Here is a 15181-nt window from a genome sequence, read left to right as displayed (position 1 = left end):
GCCGGGGCGGCGAAGGGGAGATGTGCCCCAGGGCCGGCGGGAAGGGGAGCGCCGTCGGCGGCTGGGGGTGGGGCGGGCGGTCTAGGCCCGTTTCTGCTCCCACCACGGGGGGCTGCCCGGTCGGCTGGGGGCCGGGGGTGCGGTGGCGGGCTGCGGCGGCGGGGTTGCGGTGTAGGGGCGGGCGGCGATGGGGCTGGGCAGGCTGGTCTCGGTGTAGGCGATACGCCTGCGCAGGCTGATGCCGAGGTCGTCGACGCTCAGGTAGATCGAGTCGTCCTTGAGACCGGTGATGCGTCCTTTGACCAGGATGCTGACCCCGTCGGTGAGCGATTCGGTGGCGTTGGTGGCCAGGTCGCGCCAGGCGGTGCAGATGTAGGGGATCGGCTCCAGGTCACGCCACTTCTGCGCGGTGGCATCCCACTGCGTGGGGGTCTCGGTGAGACGGAACCGGCAGACGGCGATGCCGTCGCGGGTGAAGCGGACTTCCACGTCACCGGTGACGGTGCCGGACACGTGCGTGACGGACGGGGCCATACGAACACCTCCTATAGCAAATAATAGTGTATCTACGGGTCTGGTCAACCCCCCTGTCGGCACTTCCCGCCGCCGGAGGGTGCGGGACGGCGGGTGAGACGCCGGAAGCGGGCTTTCCACCCGGTCGGCTGCGCCGGGGCCGGAAGCGGGGTGAGGTTGTCGAACACCGTGGTGTCCTCGATCTCCACCACCATCGGGACCGTGCTGTCGGCCCGGACCAACTGCTCGTCGGTGGTGTCCAGATGAACGGAGACCCGTACGGCCTCGCGATCGGCGTCGAGGTAGGCGAACACGAGAATGCCCGCGATCTCCATGCAGGGCAGGCCCTCGTCGTCAGGCCCCCGCATCGCGTGGAACACAGCCGTGCTGTTCGCCTCCGCGCACTCCTCGGCGTCCGAGAGGCTGGGATTACGGGGCGCGAGCACGCAGCGGGCGATGTCCTCGTCGTACAGCGTGTACCCCTCGATGTCCTGCCTCAACTCGTAGAAGAGGTCCACGGCCTTGCGGTCGTCGGCGGGCGGGCGGAGCGGGACACCGTCCTCGCCCGCCACGTCGTCCCAGGCGCTGTGCACGTGCTGCGCCAGCGAGGCAAGGGCGGAGGCCTTGTCGGACCAGAGCGTGACATCGTCGCTGTGCCGGTCCCAGCGGCGCAGCACCCACGCGCGGCCTGTCACTTGCGAGGTGAGGTTCTCCTCGATCGCGAAGCTGAAGCGGTGCAGCCACCCTTCGAGGATGCTGACGGTGTCCGCCCCGGGCCATTGGCCGGTGCGTTCCTGGAGGTCGTCCATCAGGTCGGCCAGATCGAGGACGGCTGCGCCTGCGGGCGTGGTCGGGTCCGGTGTGATCGGCATGGCGGTTTCCTTTTCTGTGCGAGATGGGGCGGTCAGGCCCCGTTCATGAGGCCGTTGAAGAGGTTCATCAGGCGTTGCTGGTCGGGGGTGAGGGTGGCGGTGCGCAGCAGGCGCCGGCGCAGGACGGGTGCGTCGAGGCTGATGCCGGAGGGCATCTCGGGGCGCTCGGGCGGGAAGACCAGGCGGTAGTTGGGGGTGTGGATCATCCAGGCCTCGTACCGGTCGGCGGGGCTGGCGCTGCGGGCGGCGTGCCCTTCGTCCGTCGTTCGGGACAGGCACCGGCAGGACAGATCGGAACACGGCCGTCCGGCCGGGTGGCTGGCCAGGATGGGGCTGCGGCGGTAGTGCGTGCGGCTGCCGTTGAGCATCGGGCAGTGGTCGGCGGTATAGGGCAGGCACTCGGGGTGCAGCGCCGGTTCCGGGGAGCAGCCCTGGAGGACGTCGGCCGGGCGCACCAGCAGGAAGCACCGTTCGTCCAATGGCTGTTCGCAGATCTGGCACAGGCGCCCGAGGAAGGCGGCGTGGGCCTTGTCGGCGTCGAGGACACCGAAGGCGGCGTGACCGCCGTGGATCAGGGTCACGTACGGCACCACCAGCCCGCCGGCGAGCGGACGGTCGGCACAGCGTTGGGGGATCGCATGCATGTGATGAATTCCTTCGGCTCGCGGGACGCGGTTCGCAGCGCGAGGTCGGGCGTCAGCTGCTGGCCGGTGGGGAAGGATCGGCGGGGCCGGCGGTCAGGAGTGCTTCCCAGTGGGCGTAGTGGCAGCCGGTGGCGTCGTGCAGGCGCAGGTGCAGCCAGTTGAGGTTGCCGTCGGCCCGGATGACGGCCTCCGCGCCGATGGCGGCTGCCCGGGGATAGACGGTGCCGTCGTCGGGGGCGGCCAGGACGATGACCAGACCTGGGCGGTGCGGCAGGTGGCGGAGCGTGAAGTCGGTGTAGCTGCGGTCGTCCAGGAGCACGAGCGGAGCGCGCTGGTACTCCTCGGCGCTGAACAGCGGTGACGGCAGGTGCAGGCGGGGGACGGGGCTCGTGCGCAGGCCGACCGGATCGTCGTCACTGCGGTCGCTGATCACCAGCACCGGAGCCTGCGGTCCTTCCCGGGGAGCTTGCGCGGGGGCGGGCATGGCGGTGACACGTCGCTTTCGTGGGGGGCCGGGGCCGGGAATGGGCCTCGGGGAAGGGTGAGTTGGCGGCCTGCGGGCGGGGCGGCCGGGCGGCGGCCGCCCCACCCGCAGGTGTTCGCTCAGCCGAGCGGGTAGAGCACCAGCGCGGGGAGGGCGGTGTCGGGGATGCTGTCCCCGTACAGCTCGCGCAAGGACGGGTCCGCTGTGAGTTCCTCCGGCAGCGGGTAGACATCGCCGACGAGCTCGCTGTGGGTCGGCGCATACCGCGAGTGGCTGTAGCTGGCGAAAGGCGAGAACAGGTTGCCCTCCGCGTCCCGGGACAGCACGACGAGCGTGTCGCCGGGCAGGCCCTTCCAGTCCTCGCGGACCAGATGGCGCACCACGGCGAGGGTCAGGGGGCGGTCGGGGGCCTCGCCGCCCGGGTCGGGCGACGGGGTCTGATGCTGGTCGGTCATGACGGCCTTTCACGTGCGGGCCGGGCAAAGAGCGGTCCGGCCGGTTGATCGGCTGGCTGGGTGGGGACGCCGCCCCGTTGCCGGGGCGGCGTCGTGCGGGCCCGGTCAGTCGTCTTCGGCCGCCTCCAGGCAGGAGAGGGGGATGCCGTTTCCGGGAATCCGGAAGCGGGTGGTGTCCTCAGGGATGCGGTAGCGGGTGTTGCGCGGGTCGCGGCGCAGGGTGCGGGTGGACTCCTCATCGAGCAGGAAGCCCGCGCGGCTGTTGGTGCGGTTGCGTTCCTGCACGGTGCCGGTGAGACCGCGCAGGACGGCCGGGCGCAGGGAGTCGTTGATGCGGGCCTTGCGTCCCGCCACGAGCCCGGCGAATGCTTCCTTGTCGATCGCGGTAAGCCGCTGTGCGGAGGCCTGGACCTTCGCGACCTGGATCGCATCCGGCAGTTGGCCGATGTAGTCGAGGACGTCGTCCATGGTGAGGGTCATGCTGGGTTTGCCTCTCTGGGACACGGAGGGGGACCGGCCGGGCACGGGCGTGCCCGGCCGGGGGCTTGCTGGTCAGGGGTGGGTCAGGCGGCGGTGTCGGGCCGGTGGCGGGCGACTGCCTCGTCCTCGACCTCAGACAGCCGGTAGCTGCCGTTGTCGTCCTGGCCGAGCGTTTCGAGGAGCAGCAGGTAGCGGGCCTGCTGGGCGGTGAGGTGCGACCAGGTCTTGGGCTCGCGGATGTGGTACTCGCAGGCGGCGGCGACGTGCGCGAACAGCGCGTTGACGACGCGTGCCTTGGGCAGCTGCGCTGCTGTCTGCGACAGGTCGGCGTGCTCGGGTTCCTTGATGCCCAGAAAGCGGGCCACGGTCGCGCTCTCGTGCTTGTCGGTCCAGGAGCTGTAGAAGTACGGGACGGTGAGCACGGTCTCCTGCGCGAAGACGCGGGCCGCCTCCGGCAGGGTCTTCATGCGCACGAGCCGGGCGACGAAGTCCTGACGGGGACCGGCGGCGGCCTTCCACGCCCGGTTGCAGGCGATGACCTTGCGCCGCTCCTCCGCCCGCTGCTCGTCCTGCGCCGTCCTGGGCTTCTTCGGCTGGGGGCGGACCTTGTGGCCGTAGGCGGCAGGGTCGGCGCAGTGCCACACCGGCTGGTGCTCGTCGTCGAGGCGGGCGCTGTGACCGGGGCAGCCCTGGTGGTTGTCCTCGGTGAGCGGGTTGCCCAGCCCGGTGGTCAGCTCGGCCAGCGGCCTGGAGGGGTCCTTCTGCCCCCAGCCCGGCTCCCTCAGCAGCGGGATGCCCGCCTCCTTGAGGTCTTCCACGGCCCTGGCCCGGGCGTCGGCGTCTTCCTGCTCGGCCTTGAGGAGCGCCAGCTCCTGGTCCCAGTGGCCGCGCCCGCCGTTGCCTTCCTCCTGGTCACGCCCCAGCGCGCGCAGCAGACGGCGCTCCGCGCCGCTCACGTGCTCGACCTCGGCGAGCTGGGCGGTCTGCTCCAGGTCCATGCCCCCGGCCGCAGCCCGGCGCAGAGTGGCGTCATCGAGCTTCTGCGCCGCCTTGGCGTGCTTGGCGGCGTGGCGGCTGACGCCGAGAGCCCTGGCGGCCTGCTTCCTCTCGATGTCGCTCATGTCGATCAGGGACAGCTCCTGCGACTTGAGGATGTCGCGCTCGCTCATCCCCTCGCGGTGCTTGTTCTCGACCAGGGACAAAAACCGGGTCCAGCCGTCCCGGCCGACCAGGTCCTCGCGCACGTGCGCCTTGATCCTGCGCGCCGGGCGGCCGTCCTGCTCGGCGGTGGCGTTGGCGATCTGCTGCGCCTGTGCACGCCGCCAGCCTTTGAACGCACCGTAGGTGCCGTCGGGGCGGGGCCGGACACTGATGGTCTCCTCGACACCGATCTCCTTGACGGAGGCGATCAGCTCCTCGTCCGGTTCGGTGTCGCTCTCGCGGGCGTTGCACTCGTCGCGCACCACCTGCGCCGGGTCGAGCAGGACGATCTGCGTTGCGGCGGCCTCCTCCTCGGGCGGGACGGGTTCGGTGGACGGGGTCGAGACGGCGGTGGCCATGAGGCGCTCCTTCTCCTTGCCTGATCGGCGAGATGAGGGCGGTTGAAATGTCGCCCTTCGCTTCAAAAGTAATAATAGTGTCTTAAGGGATGGTGTGAATCCACCCCTGAACTGCGGTTTTACGGCCATTCGTGTTCGCGGCGGGGCGATAGCGGGAAGGTGCAGCGGGGGTCCATGCGGACGCAGCGCTCGCAGTGGGCCGTGTTCCAGGTGAACCCCAGGACGGCAAGGGACTGTTCGGTGCCAGGGATGAGGTCGGCGGAGGGCCTGGGGGCGGCGGCGAGGCCGTGGGCGGGGCCGGGCGCGACGAGAAGCACCAGGCTTCCTTCCATGCGAGCGGTCCTGGCCGGGGCGGCCCGCGGGCGGACGGTGGGTCAGTGGGTGACGGTGACGGTGTAGTCGGCTTCCAGGACGGCGAGGGCGGCGCGGATGGACGCACGGGTTTCCGCGCTCGGGACCGAGTAGGTGAAGTCCAGGGCGCGCACGGCGTCATCCAGGTCGTCGTCGCGCATCGGCAGGGCGTACCCGCCGCGGTAGAGGGCGACGGCGGTCGCGGTGGCGACACGGGCGCGGTTGTAGGCGATGGCCTCCGTGGCCGTGACGCCGGTGCCGAGCGCTTCGCGTGCGGTGGGCGGCAGTTCCGCGATCCCGGCGGTGAAACGGCGGGCGGGAATATGCAGACGTGCCGAGCGCAGAGCGCGGCGCGGCGTTCGCAGCATGGCAACTCCTGGGGCTGGAAGCAGGGCGGGGGAGTGTCACCGGGTGTGAGGGAGGCGTGATCAACCAATCACTAATAATAGTGTGAATTGCTGATGTGTGAACCCACCCCTGACCAGCACAAACGGAGAACGCTGAGCACAGCCGCGAAGCGTACGCAGCCCGGGACATGGGCGCCGCGCCGGCGTAGAGCCTTCCAGGCCGGACGGGGCGGTCGCGCTCCAGATGACGGTGGCGGTGTCGGCCGTCGTGGGCTCCGGTGGTGTGGTGTGTGTGCCTGCGAGGGGATTTGAACCCCTGACCACCCACAAGCGGAGCCGCTCTGTTGCTGGGCTGCGCAGGTTCGGCGGCGCCGGTGAGGCGGCCGGTTGATGGTGGGTCAGCGTCCGGCGATCTCGCGAAGAAGGTGCAGCGCGGTGGGCGGGGTGTCGTACCAGAAGGTCTCGGAGGGGGTGAGGCCGAGGGCTTCGGCGGCGACGTCGCGGATCAGGCGGCGTTCCTCGCCTCGTTCCGCGTAGATGCTGGTGCGTGTCGTGTAGGTGTCACCGTCGCCGTCGCCGATGATCTCTGCTTGTTCGTCGTCAGGCAGGGATACGAGCGTCCAGCCGGTGACGTGAGCGGCCCATCCGGCTGCGCACAACGTGGGTCCGCATGCCGGAGCCTGCGTGGGGGCCAGCCGGGTTGTGTGGGGCAGGTGCGCCCAGTGGTTCATGGCGAAGGCGTCGGGCCGCGCCTCGATGGCCGCAAGAACGGCAGACGCCACGGCGGCAGGCGTCGTGGGGATCGGGGCGTACTCGGGGTCGGTCATGACAACTCCAGTGGTGTGGAACGGTGTTGGAGTAGTGCTGGTGGGACTCGAACCCACGACCTCAGGACTTATAAGATCCGCGCTCTGCCAGCTGAGCTACAGCACTGCGATGCTCGGTGGTGCGATCCGGCCGGGCGGGGTGCGGCTCTGGTGCGGCGAGCCGCATGGGGGAAGGGGGGCGTCGCCGTGGCGGCCGGATGCCAGCGGCGACGCTTCGGGGCTGTTCAGTGGTGGTGTCCCGGCGTCGGACCGTCCGGTCCGAGGTCGGGCGGGACGCAGTAGTCGACGTCCGATTCCGGGGGGATCGGGTCACCGGAGTCGATGTCGGTGCAGTAGGCGTCGAAGACTTCTGCGGCGGTGAGGGGCTGGGGCTCTCCGGCTCGCAGCCGCCAGCCGTAGACGCGGTCGGTGCTGCCTGGGGTGCTGGTGCGCATGACGAGTGCGCCGGGCAGGGCTGCGAGTCCGAGGGCGAGGAGCGTGGTGAACTCCAGGGCGTCGGCGTCGGCGTCGCCGAGCCTGGCGGTGCCGTCGGCGTCGGTGTCCGCGTGCAGGACCGCGGTCATGTTTTCCGGCGTCGCCGAGACGCTGCACACCAGGTGCTGGCGGCCCGGGCCGGCTGCGTCGAGGACGCGGGCGAGAAGATCGCGGGCACGGGCGAAGGACTCTCGGCCGATGTCCGCTGTGCAGACGGCGCAGGTGCCGAGGCGGGCCAGGAGGGCGGAGGCGTGCTCGAAGGTGGCCTGGCGGACGGCCTCGCCGATCAGGACCGGGAGGAGATCGGTGAGCGGCTGCCCTTCGTAGGGGATGGTCGGGCCGGTGGCGGCGGTCTCGGAGGTGAAGCGGGTACGGCTTGCCGGGCTGTCGGGGGTGAGGCCGGTGTCGGCGCAGAAGTCGGCGTACTCCTCGGGGTCGAAGAGGGCGAGCGTGGTGTGCATGCCGTGTGCGGTGCGGGCCCTGAGGAGGGCTTCGACTGCTGCCAGGTAGGCCGCGTAGTCGTCGAACGCGAAACTGCGGTAGCGCCGCATGGCACGGAAGTCGTGCTCATCGGTGAGCAGGCCGATGGTGCCGGAGACCTCTCGGCGCAGGAGGTGGCGCATCGTGTGCTCATCGGTGCGTGCCGTCGTATCTCCCGTGTGCGATCGGTCGGCGTACTGCTTGCCCTGGCCGCACTCTGAGGAATGGGAAGTGTGGGTCACGTGCGGGCCCTTCTCGTGGAGGAGTTGAAGGGGGACGCCCTCTATAACCACAATAATAGTGTGGTTACGGTGGAAGGGAATCCCCCGTCTGACCTGCTGTTCTTACTCCTGTGACGCCTGGGCGAATGCGGCCAGCATGGCGGTCACGGATTCGGGGCGGCCGGATGCCTCGACCTGCACGCCGTGCCCGGAGGGACCGACGAGTACGGTCACGCTGTCGACCTGGACGGGGCCGTGCTGGCCGGGCGGCCTGGTGTCGTGCTGCCAGATGATCCGGGTGCGCCGGTACTGCTCCTCGATGCGGGCGCCGGGGAGTGCGCCGGCCACGGCTTCGGTGACGGCGCGGCGGCCGCGCTCCTCCGCCTCCTGCCTGGCGGCGATCTCGGCGGCCTGCTCCACGGCCTCGGCGTGCAGCGGATACAGGCGCCGGGTGATCTCCCGGGCCACATGCCGGGCGCTGCGGGCGGTGACTCCGATCGACGGCGCGAGCATCCTGGCCTCGTCGGGTAGCGCGGCGTGGATCTTCAGCCGGTTGGGGTGGCGGTGGTCGGGCTGGGACAGGCGCAGGGCGCGGCCGTCGCCGTCGATGATGAGCCGTCCCAGACCGCGGTGGTGGTCGGTGAGTTCGGCTGTCCGGCAGTGCGTTCCCAACTCTCGCGCCACGTCGTCGGCGAACGCGTCGAACTCCTCCTGTGTGGTCAACTCGCTGGTCATGGCGGCCTGTTCACTCCTTCGGGTGGCTGGTGGGTGGGTCCGGTGCGGGGCTGGCCGCACCTCGGTCGCGGAGCTCGGCGTCGCGGTGGGCGTCCTCGGCGGTGTAGCCGGTGCCGCACCAGGGGCGGCACAGCTGGCCTGGGGGTGCGCCGCACGTCTCGCACCGGTCGTCGATGTCCTCTGCGCGCCACGGCCGCGGCTCGCCGCTCACTCGCTGCTCTTCCGGATGTGGTCGGCCAGGGCGAGGGGGGAGAGGACGGGGCTCTGGCGGCGCGGGGCGGGTCGGACGGCCCGCCACAGATTCGACGGCTGCCACGGGTCGAAATCGGTTCCGGGGACGGGCTGGATGGACCACTGGCGGCCGCGGTGGTCGGTGGCGGTGTACGTCTGGCGCCGTGGGGTGCCCTGGAGTCCGTTGCTCTCCCACACGAGGCCGGCGGCCGTGAGCGCCCTCCCCAGCTCGTTGCGGCGTGTCTGGGTGATGTGCTCGAACTCGGCCGGGATCAGGTGGAAGTCGGCCATGTCGTGGCCCCGCCACGTCTCCCTGTGGCCGTCCTCGCGGGTGAGCTCATACACCCGGGCCGGTTGCCGGACGCGGCGGCCTTCCCACGTCCAGACGCGCTCGGAGCTGGTGACCTCCCACACGCCCTCCGGGCTGCGCAGTTGCTCGCCCACCCGGAGCGGACGGGGCGGCTGGGTGTGAAAGCTGCGGGGACCGGGCGCCAGGCCGTTGTCCGTCAGGTCGGTGCACCGCCAGCACATCCACACCGTCTCGCCGTGAAGCCGGTGGATGCCCCAGCAGTTCTCGTAGCAGGTCGCGCACGCGAACCGGCAGTCCTCGGAGGCGCGGAGCGTTGCCATAGAGGTCATGCGGGGCATGCGGCTGATGACCAGGCCGAAGTGGCGTCCGACAGGCACGGCATCTCCTTCCAGGGCGGTGGCGAGCGATCCGGGGGCGTGCGGGGCGGCTCAGGGGGCGGTGGTCCACAGGGCCAGGCCGGTGGTGGTACGAGCGCTGACACTGGGGTGCACGGACTCGTCGCGGTAGTCGGAGACCTTCACGTAGCCGCCCTGCTGGGTGTCGAGGCGGACCGGGGCGCCCTCCTCTTCCCAGTGGGCGATGAGTTCGGCGGGGAGGTGGTTGATGTCGTCGACCTCGACCTGGACGGCCCACGCGGTCAGTTCCTCGCCGTACTCCTGCCGCCACTGCTTCAGGACGGTGAAAAGGTCGGCGAAGTCGTCGACCAGCGCCAGGGCACGCGCCTGGCCGGGGGCGGGGTCCTCGGCGTAGGTCGGTTCGTCGGGGCGGGTGCGCTCACCAAGGCTCATCAGCCAACGCATGATCGGGGCTCCTGATCTTTTGTGGCGGGTGGTCACGGGGTGGGGCGGGCGGGTGCGTTGCCCAGGTAGGCGGTATCGATCTCGGCGGGCCACGCGCCGTCGACGCACGGGAGCTGCTCGCACCAGCGCCAGTCGTGGCCGTGAGGGCAGCGGGGCGCCCGGTAGGTGACGTGCACGACGGCCGAGTACGTGTAGTGCGCGTGGTCGACCGGGTCGGCGTACTGGTGCTGGACAGCGTTGGAGTCGTCGAGGTGCTCGGTGATTTTGGCGACGGTGACCTCGTGGCGTCTGCCGTCAGCTCCGGTGGCGATGTAGCGGTCGCCGGTTTCGAGGGTGCGGGCGTACTGGCGGCCGGTGGTCGGGGCCATCTCAGGGGTCCTCCGTCGTGAACTCCTCGGGCACAGTGGCTCCTTCGGTCGGCAGCGGAGCGGCTGCGGGAGGGAGTCGGGGGGGCGTCGCCCCTCAGCTCTCCGCGGGCGCTGGGTTGGCCCGGATCACTGCCGTGATGGCCTTGATGGACGGGGTGTCGTGCTGGCCCCTGCGGTCGGGCGTGACGCACAGTCCGGACCGGGTCCGGCGCGCGACGCCTGGAGCGACGAAATAGGGCAGGTCGTACTGCCACCTTCGGCCCCCGTCGGCCGGTCGACCTACACGGAGGTTCAGGAGGAAACCCCCGTCAAAGGGTGCCCACGCCTGCTGTGTCTGCCAGCCGTGGGCCTCCGCGAGCGCGAACAGGACAGCAACCGGCTTCGGCAGGGCGTAGCCCTCGGGAGCCGTGTTCGTGATGCCTGCCTCCAGTCGGCCCTGCGTGACATCACGGACGTGCCGCTCGGCGGGGGTCAGAACGCTGTCGCGCTCCAGGGCGGCGGCCAGGGTGACGGTCCGTCCGCTGTAGCGGCAGGTGATCCCGACGCCGTACGCGTCACGGATCACCGCACGCCGTGTGCCGTCTATGTCCCACGTCGACCTCGGCTCGTGCGTGGTCAGGACGCCGTTGCGGACGCTCGTCGTATTGCCGCACGGGCACAGCGTCTCCACGGTGCGCAGCAGTTCGGACCACACGTTCGGCAGGAGGATCGCGGGATCGTGCTTCTCCCCAGTGGCGAGCTGTTCGAGCATGGTCGGCACGATGTTCTCCTCAGTCCCTGGTCTCGATCAGTTCGGGGGTTGTCACGCGCCCCCCTCGCACTACTAATAATAGTGTACTTTGAGGGAGTGTGAACCCGCCCCTGACCTGCGCCTTCCCCGTCTTTCAGGCGGTGCCGGCCAGGGCCGGGCGACGGCGCGGGCGCCTGCGTTGCTGGGCGCGCAGCAAGTCGGCTTCCTCCTGGGCGCGGCGGGCGCGCTCGTGCTCCTCGGCGGCCGCGCTGACGCAGTAGGGGGCCCACCACTGCAACCCTCTGATCTTCTGGGTCAGTGAGTCGGGGAGGTTGGCCAGCATCAGCAGCAGGACCGGGTTCGGGGAGAAGGAGAGCCACCGTGGGGCGGTCCGCCATGCGGCCTCGGCTGCCTTCCGGGCGGGGAGCGCGGTACGGGCTTCGCGCTCCAGGCGGGCGGCTTCGGCCTGGTGGTAGGAGGCGGACCAGGTGAGGAAGCGCAGCAGTCCGGGGGTGTCGCGCTGGCGTGAGGCCTCCAGGATCGCGGGCAGGTCGGCGCGCTGTGCGACGTGCTCGGCGCAGCTGCGCAGGACGGCGGTGAGTACCGCTTCCGTCTTCTCCGACGGCGGGTGATCAGCGGTGGTCGACAGCGGCTGGACCGAGACGTGGGGGCGGTCGGCGTGGTCGCGGGAGGGGGTCAGGCTGCCGTGGTGGCCGGTGTGGCCGCGGGCCAGCCGCGGGAGGTTGTCGTCGGGGGCGGTGGTCGTGTAGGCGTTCACGGGGCCGAGACAGGCGCGGACGGCGGTGAACCGGTCCCAGCGGTTGGGGCCGGTGGTGCCCATGGCGTGCACGCTGCCGCGCATCGCCCCGCCCAGCTCGAACACGACGGCGTCGTCCGCGCGGTGGTCGGCGGTGGCGCGTACGGGGCCGGCGGGCGTGTCGATGGTCAGTATCGGGCGGGTCATGGGCTGCGGCTCCTCGGGATTCGACCGGGTGGGCTGAGGGGGCGTGCCGCCCCGTACTCGTCGAAGGGGAGGGTGCGGGCGCGGGGCGGCAGTCGGCCAGTGGCGCGCTGGCCGGGGCGGCCGTCCACGCCCCCGTACCGGGGGAGGGGCGTGGACGGCGTCTGCGGGGTTACTCCTGCGGCGGCTTGTGTCGGCGGAGGTTGCCCCGGTCGGTCAGGCTGGGGCGGCGGCCACAGGGGCAGTCCGCGTACCGGCGGCCGTGCATCTTGAAGAACTTCCCGCCGAGTGCGTGGCCGTTGACCTGCCCGGTGGTGCCGGGGACCGGGTCCTTGTTGGTGCAGTAGCCGTCCGGCGTGACGGCGGGCTTCTCGCTCATGAGCGCTCCTTCGCGGCCCCGTGGGGGCGGTGCAGGACGGGGGCGTGACAGACCACGTGCGGCGCGGCGTCGTCTGGGGGGAAGGACATGGCGGCCTGGTGGAGGTCGGCCGTGTCCATGGGGTGCAGCCATCCGGCCCGTACCTCCCACCCGCACGTGCGTAGGCCTGCGTTGGCGGTGGTGGCGATCAGGACGGCGTCACGCACGGTGCTGTTCTCCAGGGCGAACGTCAGCAGTACGAAGAACTGCACGTACTCCTCGGCGGAGTGATCCACGCGGCAGGCACCCGGCTCGACGGTCACGTACAGGTCGGCGCTCACCTCCGTGCCGTCCGTCCGCTCGGCGTTGATGTGCAGCTCGTGGCTCCCCTCACCGAGGGCGGGGAGCAGGGTGGTGAGTGCGTGCTGGGCGTGGCCCATGGCGGATGTCGTGGCGGCGTTGTCGGGCCGTGGGAGCTCAGGCATGGGGGTTGTTCAGGTCGGAGTCGGGGAGTTGGAGGAGGACGGGGGCGGGGTAGACCTCGCGCTCTACGGCCGCCACATCGGGGCACGGAGTGACAGCGGCCTGGAGGCCGTCCGTGTCCAGGGGGTGCAGCCACCCGTCACGCACAGACCAGCCGCACGCACGGGGGTTGGGCTCGGCGGCCGTGGTCGCGATCAGGACGGCGCTGCGCATCGTGCTGGCCTCCAGTGCGAACACCAGCAGCATGCGGAAGGCGCAGAACTCGTCTTCGTCCAGGACGGCCAGGCGCAGCGGCTCCATGCCGATCGAGAGATCGGTTCGGCCCGTGACGAACGCGTTGTCTGTCCGCTCGGCAACGAGGTTCAGCGTGTGCTCACCGTTTCCGAGTGCCTGGAACACGGCGGAAAGGGCGGTCAGGGTGCGGCTCATGGCGGCCGCGATGGCGTCGTCTCCGGGGTGGGTGATCTCCGGGCGGGCAGACATGAGGACTCCTTGCGGGGCGGGGCGGTGGGCGGTGGGCGACAGAGGCCGGCGCACTGCGCCCCTGGGCACAACAGGCTTCTTGTGGGCGCGCGGTCTGCTCCGCCGACGCGTCGCGCTGGCGCTACGCGGCAGGGGGCCGGGCGGGCGCGCTCCGCGCTCCCTGCGGGGCTGGGTCGCGCGCTCCGCGCTCTCGGGCCGGGTTGGGCCCGTGCGGGCCGGGCTGGGGGAGTTGCCCGGCCCGCACGGGGGTCTGTCAGCCGTGCGCGGCGGCGGCCGTGAGGGCGGGGAGGGCGAGGGCTTCGAGGGTGGCGGCTTGGTCGGCGTCGGTGAGGGTCTGCGCGGTGGAGGTGACGGCCTGCATGACGCCGCCGGCGGTCATCTGACCGCCCCGGATGAAGTGGGCCAGGATGCGGTCCTTCGTCTCGGTGTTGATGCTGAGTGTCTTGGTGACGTGTTCGATGGTCTTTGTCGGCTCGGCCAGCGTCCGACTGGCGGCGGCTTCCATCTCGTGCACCTTGGCCTCGACGTACTCCTGGGACAGGAAGGTGCGTACGGCGTCGGTGGTCTTGGAGGTGATCAGTTCCAGCGTCTTGCGCTGGGTCTGGCCGGACCAGGACACCACGCCCTCGTCCTGCTTGCCGCCGAGGTGCACGGCGCGCATGACGTCTTTGGTCTGGGTCAGGCCGTTGCGGCAGACCTGGATGACCGCGCGCGGGGTGATGGTGTAGGCCCCGGCGCCGACCTCGCTGTTGGTGATGACGAACCCGGCCGAGATCATGGGGAGTTCGTCGCCGCTGCGGCCGTCGAACGGGGAGCGGTAGCCGCGCAGCAGGGCGCGGGCCTGGATGGCGACCGCTTCCGATTCGACGCGCACATACATGCGCCGGTCGCTCAGGTCGCACCCCGTGATTCGGGTGGGGTGGCCGGACTGCTGCACCCCGTCCAGGGCGGCGAGCAGCATGTCGAGGTTGTCCATCAGCTTGTAGCTGTCGGACAGCAGCGCCCGGGCTACCCCCTCACCGGGCATGGCGCCGCTGTCGTCGCTGCGGAACGCGCGGAGCATGAAACGGCGCTCCGGCTCCTCGCGCAGCCAGGCGTTGACGTTCTCGTCCAGCAGCGGCACGTTCTCCGCCCGCATGCGGCGCAGGTAGGCGAGCGGGATGCGGAGCTTGTCCGCGATTCCCTCGTCGGCAACGGCGGTGGGCCGGTAGATGCCGTCGACCCGCGTGACACCGCTTGCCGTGATCTGGGACTCGACACCTTCGACGTGCACGTTGCCTTCACGCATGCGCAGCGCGGACGCGGGGGCGATGACGTCCAGCTTGCGGCGCTGTCCGTCTTCCAGGATGCGGACCAGGTCGGACAGGTCGGCGTTGCGGGCGCCGGTGGGGGCTACGTTCGTGGCGCGCTCGGCGAATTGCTGAGTCATGCGGTGTTCCCCTTCGCTGTTGGTAGCTGCGGGTTGGATGGCGGAGTCACCACCCCGCAGCAAAAGTAAATAATAGTGTGATGCAGTGGGATGTGAACCCCCCTCTGAACTGCCGGACTCGGGTACCGCGGATGCTGAACGGGCCGGTTCGCACCGGCCCTGCTCGCGGCTGAGGGCCTCGGCCCACCATGCGCCGACGCGGTCAACAGGGGCGGTGGGCGTCAGTCTGACGGGTGGCCCGCGGCCTGCCGGTCCGCGGTCGCATCATGCGGGCGGCGGCCCCGCACGGCTGCTGCGGTCTGCCGTCCGGCGCCCCGCGCGGGGGGAGGGCCCGGCCGGCTGGATGGCGGCCGGCGAGTCCGGCCGGGGGCCGCGCCCTGCCGGGGAGGGGGTGCAGGGCGCGGCAGCTGGGGGTTGCCGCTACGCGGACCGCGGCTCGGTGGTGCCGGGCGTGGCCGTGAGGGCTTCCTCGATCAGGGCGTCGAGGGCCTCGTCGACACGCCGCCGGGCCCTGGGACCCAGGCGGCAGCAGCTTTCCTCATCGATCTGGTCGAAGACGGCCCTGCGGGCCGGGCTCGGCGGGGTG

The 15181-nt window shown here is 71.1% G+C and carries 22 protein-coding genes and 1 tRNA gene; all 23 read right to left on the bottom strand.

All coding sequences use genetic code 11. The features are described 5' to 3' along the window. Positions 1–81: 81 nt before the first annotated feature. The 23 genes from EJC51_RS49110 to EJC51_RS00005 all read right to left on the bottom strand — a co-directional run bounded on the left by EJC51_RS49110 (position 82) and on the right by EJC51_RS00005 (position 14595). The gene (locus tag EJC51_RS49110; protein ID WP_126269108.1) at positions 82–534 is read right to left on the bottom strand and encodes a single-stranded DNA-binding protein; all 453 of its coding nucleotides are present in this window, start codon (positions 532–534) and stop codon (positions 82–84) included. Positions 535–578: 44 nt separating this feature from the next. Beyond that, positions 579–1385 (bottom strand): hypothetical protein, encoded by an 807-nt coding sequence (locus tag EJC51_RS00110; protein WP_126269107.1) that lies wholly within the window; start codon positions 1383–1385, stop codon positions 579–581. Positions 1386–1417: 32 nt separating this feature from the next. Then, positions 1418–2029 carry a cell envelope biogenesis protein OmpA gene (locus tag EJC51_RS00105; protein WP_126269106.1) on the bottom strand — a complete coding sequence of 204 codons (612 nt, stop codon included), beginning with the start codon at positions 2027–2029 and terminating at the stop codon, positions 1418–1420. 52 nt (positions 2030–2081) lie between these two features. After that, the gene (locus EJC51_RS00100) at positions 2082–2468 is read right to left on the bottom strand and encodes a CpaE-like family protein (protein WP_126269105.1); all 387 of its coding nucleotides are present in this window, start codon (positions 2466–2468) and stop codon (positions 2082–2084) included. A 164-nt stretch (positions 2469–2632) separates the two neighbouring features. Then, positions 2633–2968, bottom strand: a complete 336-nt coding sequence (locus EJC51_RS00095; protein ID WP_126269104.1) for a hypothetical protein — start codon at positions 2966–2968, stop codon at positions 2633–2635. A 105-nt stretch (positions 2969–3073) separates the two neighbouring features. Then, on the bottom strand, positions 3074–3448 hold the full coding sequence (locus tag EJC51_RS00090; RefSeq protein WP_126269103.1) for a hypothetical protein: 375 nt from the start codon (positions 3446–3448) through the stop codon (positions 3074–3076). Positions 3449–3531: 83 nt separating this feature from the next. Next, positions 3532–5007 carry a ParB/RepB/Spo0J family partition protein gene (locus tag EJC51_RS00085; protein WP_126269102.1) on the bottom strand — a complete coding sequence of 492 codons (1476 nt, stop codon included), beginning with the start codon at positions 5005–5007 and terminating at the stop codon, positions 3532–3534. A 119-nt stretch (positions 5008–5126) separates the two neighbouring features. Then, positions 5127–5339 (bottom strand): hypothetical protein, encoded by a 213-nt coding sequence (locus EJC51_RS00080; protein WP_126269101.1) that lies wholly within the window; start codon positions 5337–5339, stop codon positions 5127–5129. Positions 5340–5381: 42 nt separating this feature from the next. Beyond that, entirely contained in the window at positions 5382–5726 is a 345-nt protein-coding gene (locus EJC51_RS00075) for a hypothetical protein (protein WP_126269100.1), read from the bottom strand. A gap of 377 nt (positions 5727–6103) precedes the next feature. Then, positions 6104–6532: a hypothetical protein gene (locus tag EJC51_RS00070; protein ID WP_126269099.1), complete on the bottom strand. Its 429-nt coding sequence runs from the start codon at positions 6530–6532 to the stop codon at positions 6104–6106. A gap of 32 nt (positions 6533–6564) precedes the next feature. Continuing rightward, a tRNA-Ile gene (locus EJC51_RS00065) sits at positions 6565–6638 on the bottom strand. A gap of 118 nt (positions 6639–6756) precedes the next feature. Further along, positions 6757–7629, bottom strand: a complete 873-nt coding sequence (locus tag EJC51_RS00060) for a hypothetical protein (RefSeq protein WP_126269098.1) — start codon at positions 7627–7629, stop codon at positions 6757–6759. Positions 7630–7830: 201 nt separating this feature from the next. Continuing rightward, a complete protein-coding gene (locus EJC51_RS00055; RefSeq protein ID WP_126269097.1) occupies positions 7831–8442 on the bottom strand; it encodes a hypothetical protein in 612 nt (203 codons plus the stop codon). A 10-nt stretch (positions 8443–8452) separates the two neighbouring features. Further along, positions 8453–8653, bottom strand: coding sequence for a hypothetical protein (locus EJC51_RS00050; RefSeq protein WP_126269096.1), 201 nt, complete (start codon positions 8651–8653; stop codon positions 8453–8455). Beyond that, entirely contained in the window at positions 8650–9360 is a 711-nt protein-coding gene (locus tag EJC51_RS48360; RefSeq protein WP_244362267.1) for a hypothetical protein, read from the bottom strand. The genes EJC51_RS00050 and EJC51_RS48360 overlap by 4 nt, the downstream gene beginning before the upstream one ends. Before the next feature lie 51 nt (positions 9361–9411). Beyond that, on the bottom strand, positions 9412–9783 hold the full coding sequence (locus tag EJC51_RS00040) for a hypothetical protein (protein WP_126269095.1): 372 nt from the start codon (positions 9781–9783) through the stop codon (positions 9412–9414). 32 nt (positions 9784–9815) lie between these two features. After that, on the bottom strand, positions 9816–10151 hold the full coding sequence (locus EJC51_RS00035; RefSeq protein ID WP_126269094.1) for a hypothetical protein: 336 nt from the start codon (positions 10149–10151) through the stop codon (positions 9816–9818). Positions 10152–10245: 94 nt separating this feature from the next. Then, complete coding sequence (locus EJC51_RS00030; RefSeq protein WP_126269093.1) at positions 10246–10911, bottom strand: hypothetical protein; 666 nt, start codon at positions 10909–10911, stop codon at positions 10246–10248. 124 nt (positions 10912–11035) lie between these two features. Next, positions 11036–11845, bottom strand: coding sequence for a hypothetical protein (locus EJC51_RS00025; RefSeq protein ID WP_126269092.1), 810 nt, complete (start codon positions 11843–11845; stop codon positions 11036–11038). A 169-nt stretch (positions 11846–12014) separates the two neighbouring features. Next, positions 12015–12221, bottom strand: a complete 207-nt coding sequence (locus EJC51_RS00020; protein WP_126269091.1) for a hypothetical protein — start codon at positions 12219–12221, stop codon at positions 12015–12017. Beyond that, on the bottom strand, positions 12218–12685 hold the full coding sequence (locus EJC51_RS00015; RefSeq protein WP_126269090.1) for a hypothetical protein: 468 nt from the start codon (positions 12683–12685) through the stop codon (positions 12218–12220). Before EJC51_RS00015 ends, EJC51_RS00020 begins: the two co-directional genes overlap by 4 nt. Further along, the gene (locus EJC51_RS00010; RefSeq protein WP_126269089.1) at positions 12678–13166 is read right to left on the bottom strand and encodes a hypothetical protein; all 489 of its coding nucleotides are present in this window, start codon (positions 13164–13166) and stop codon (positions 12678–12680) included. Before EJC51_RS00010 ends, EJC51_RS00015 begins: the two co-directional genes overlap by 8 nt. A gap of 253 nt (positions 13167–13419) precedes the next feature. Further along, positions 13420–14595: a DUF932 domain-containing protein gene (locus tag EJC51_RS00005; RefSeq protein ID WP_126269088.1), complete on the bottom strand. Its 1176-nt coding sequence runs from the start codon at positions 14593–14595 to the stop codon at positions 13420–13422. Between the last annotated feature and the right edge of the window lie 586 nt (positions 14596–15181).

It is taken from the genome of Streptomyces aquilus, assembly GCF_003955715.1.
GTDB classification, from domain to species: domain Bacteria; phylum Actinomycetota; class Actinomycetes; order Streptomycetales; family Streptomycetaceae; genus Streptomyces; species Streptomyces aquilus.
The sequence above is the reverse complement of the archived record's forward strand: the minus strand, read 5'-3'. Positions and strand labels throughout refer to the sequence as shown.

Bases quoted from the DNA above. Each gene is read 5' to 3' on its own strand.
- EJC51_RS00035 (WP_126269094.1), bottom strand. From the start codon at position 10,151: ATGGCCCCGACCACCGGCCGCCAGTACGCCCGCACCCTCGAAACCGGC.
- EJC51_RS00105 (WP_126269106.1), bottom strand. From the start codon at position 2,029: ATGCATGCGATCCCCCAACGCTGTGCCGACCGTCCGCTCGCCGGCGGG.
- EJC51_RS00095 (WP_126269104.1), bottom strand. From the start codon at position 2,968: ATGACCGACCAGCATCAGACCCCGTCGCCCGACCCGGGCGGCGAGGCC.
- EJC51_RS00110 (WP_126269107.1), bottom strand. From the start codon at position 1,385: ATGCCGATCACACCGGACCCGACCACGCCCGCAGGCGCAGCCGTCCTC.
- EJC51_RS00020 (WP_126269091.1), bottom strand. From the start codon at position 12,221: ATGAGCGAGAAGCCCGCCGTCACGCCGGACGGCTACTGCACCAACAAG.
- EJC51_RS00025 (WP_126269092.1), bottom strand. From the start codon at position 11,845: ATGACCCGCCCGATACTGACCATCGACACGCCCGCCGGCCCCGTACGC.
- EJC51_RS00015 (WP_126269090.1), bottom strand. From the start codon at position 12,685: ATGCCTGAGCTCCCACGGCCCGACAACGCCGCCACGACATCCGCCATG.
- EJC51_RS00060 (WP_126269098.1), bottom strand. From the start codon at position 7,629: ATGCGCCACCTCCTGCGCCGAGAGGTCTCCGGCACCATCGGCCTGCTC.
- EJC51_RS00080 (WP_126269101.1), bottom strand. From the start codon at position 5,339: ATGGAAGGAAGCCTGGTGCTTCTCGTCGCGCCCGGCCCCGCCCACGGC.
- EJC51_RS49110 (WP_126269108.1), bottom strand. From the start codon at position 534: ATGGCCCCGTCCGTCACGCACGTGTCCGGCACCGTCACCGGTGACGTG.
- EJC51_RS00040 (WP_126269095.1), bottom strand. From the start codon at position 9,783: ATGCGTTGGCTGATGAGCCTTGGTGAGCGCACCCGCCCCGACGAACCG.
- EJC51_RS00010 (WP_126269089.1), bottom strand. From the start codon at position 13,166: ATGTCTGCCCGCCCGGAGATCACCCACCCCGGAGACGACGCCATCGCG.
- EJC51_RS00075 (WP_126269100.1), bottom strand. From the start codon at position 5,726: ATGCTGCGAACGCCGCGCCGCGCTCTGCGCTCGGCACGTCTGCATATT.
- EJC51_RS00055 (WP_126269097.1), bottom strand. From the start codon at position 8,442: ATGACCAGCGAGTTGACCACACAGGAGGAGTTCGACGCGTTCGCCGAC.
- EJC51_RS00085 (WP_126269102.1), bottom strand. From the start codon at position 5,007: ATGGCCACCGCCGTCTCGACCCCGTCCACCGAACCCGTCCCGCCCGAG.
- EJC51_RS00005 (WP_126269088.1), bottom strand. From the start codon at position 14,595: ATGACTCAGCAATTCGCCGAGCGCGCCACGAACGTAGCCCCCACCGGC.
- EJC51_RS00090 (WP_126269103.1), bottom strand. From the start codon at position 3,448: ATGACCCTCACCATGGACGACGTCCTCGACTACATCGGCCAACTGCCG.
- EJC51_RS00070 (WP_126269099.1), bottom strand. From the start codon at position 6,532: ATGACCGACCCCGAGTACGCCCCGATCCCCACGACGCCTGCCGCCGTG.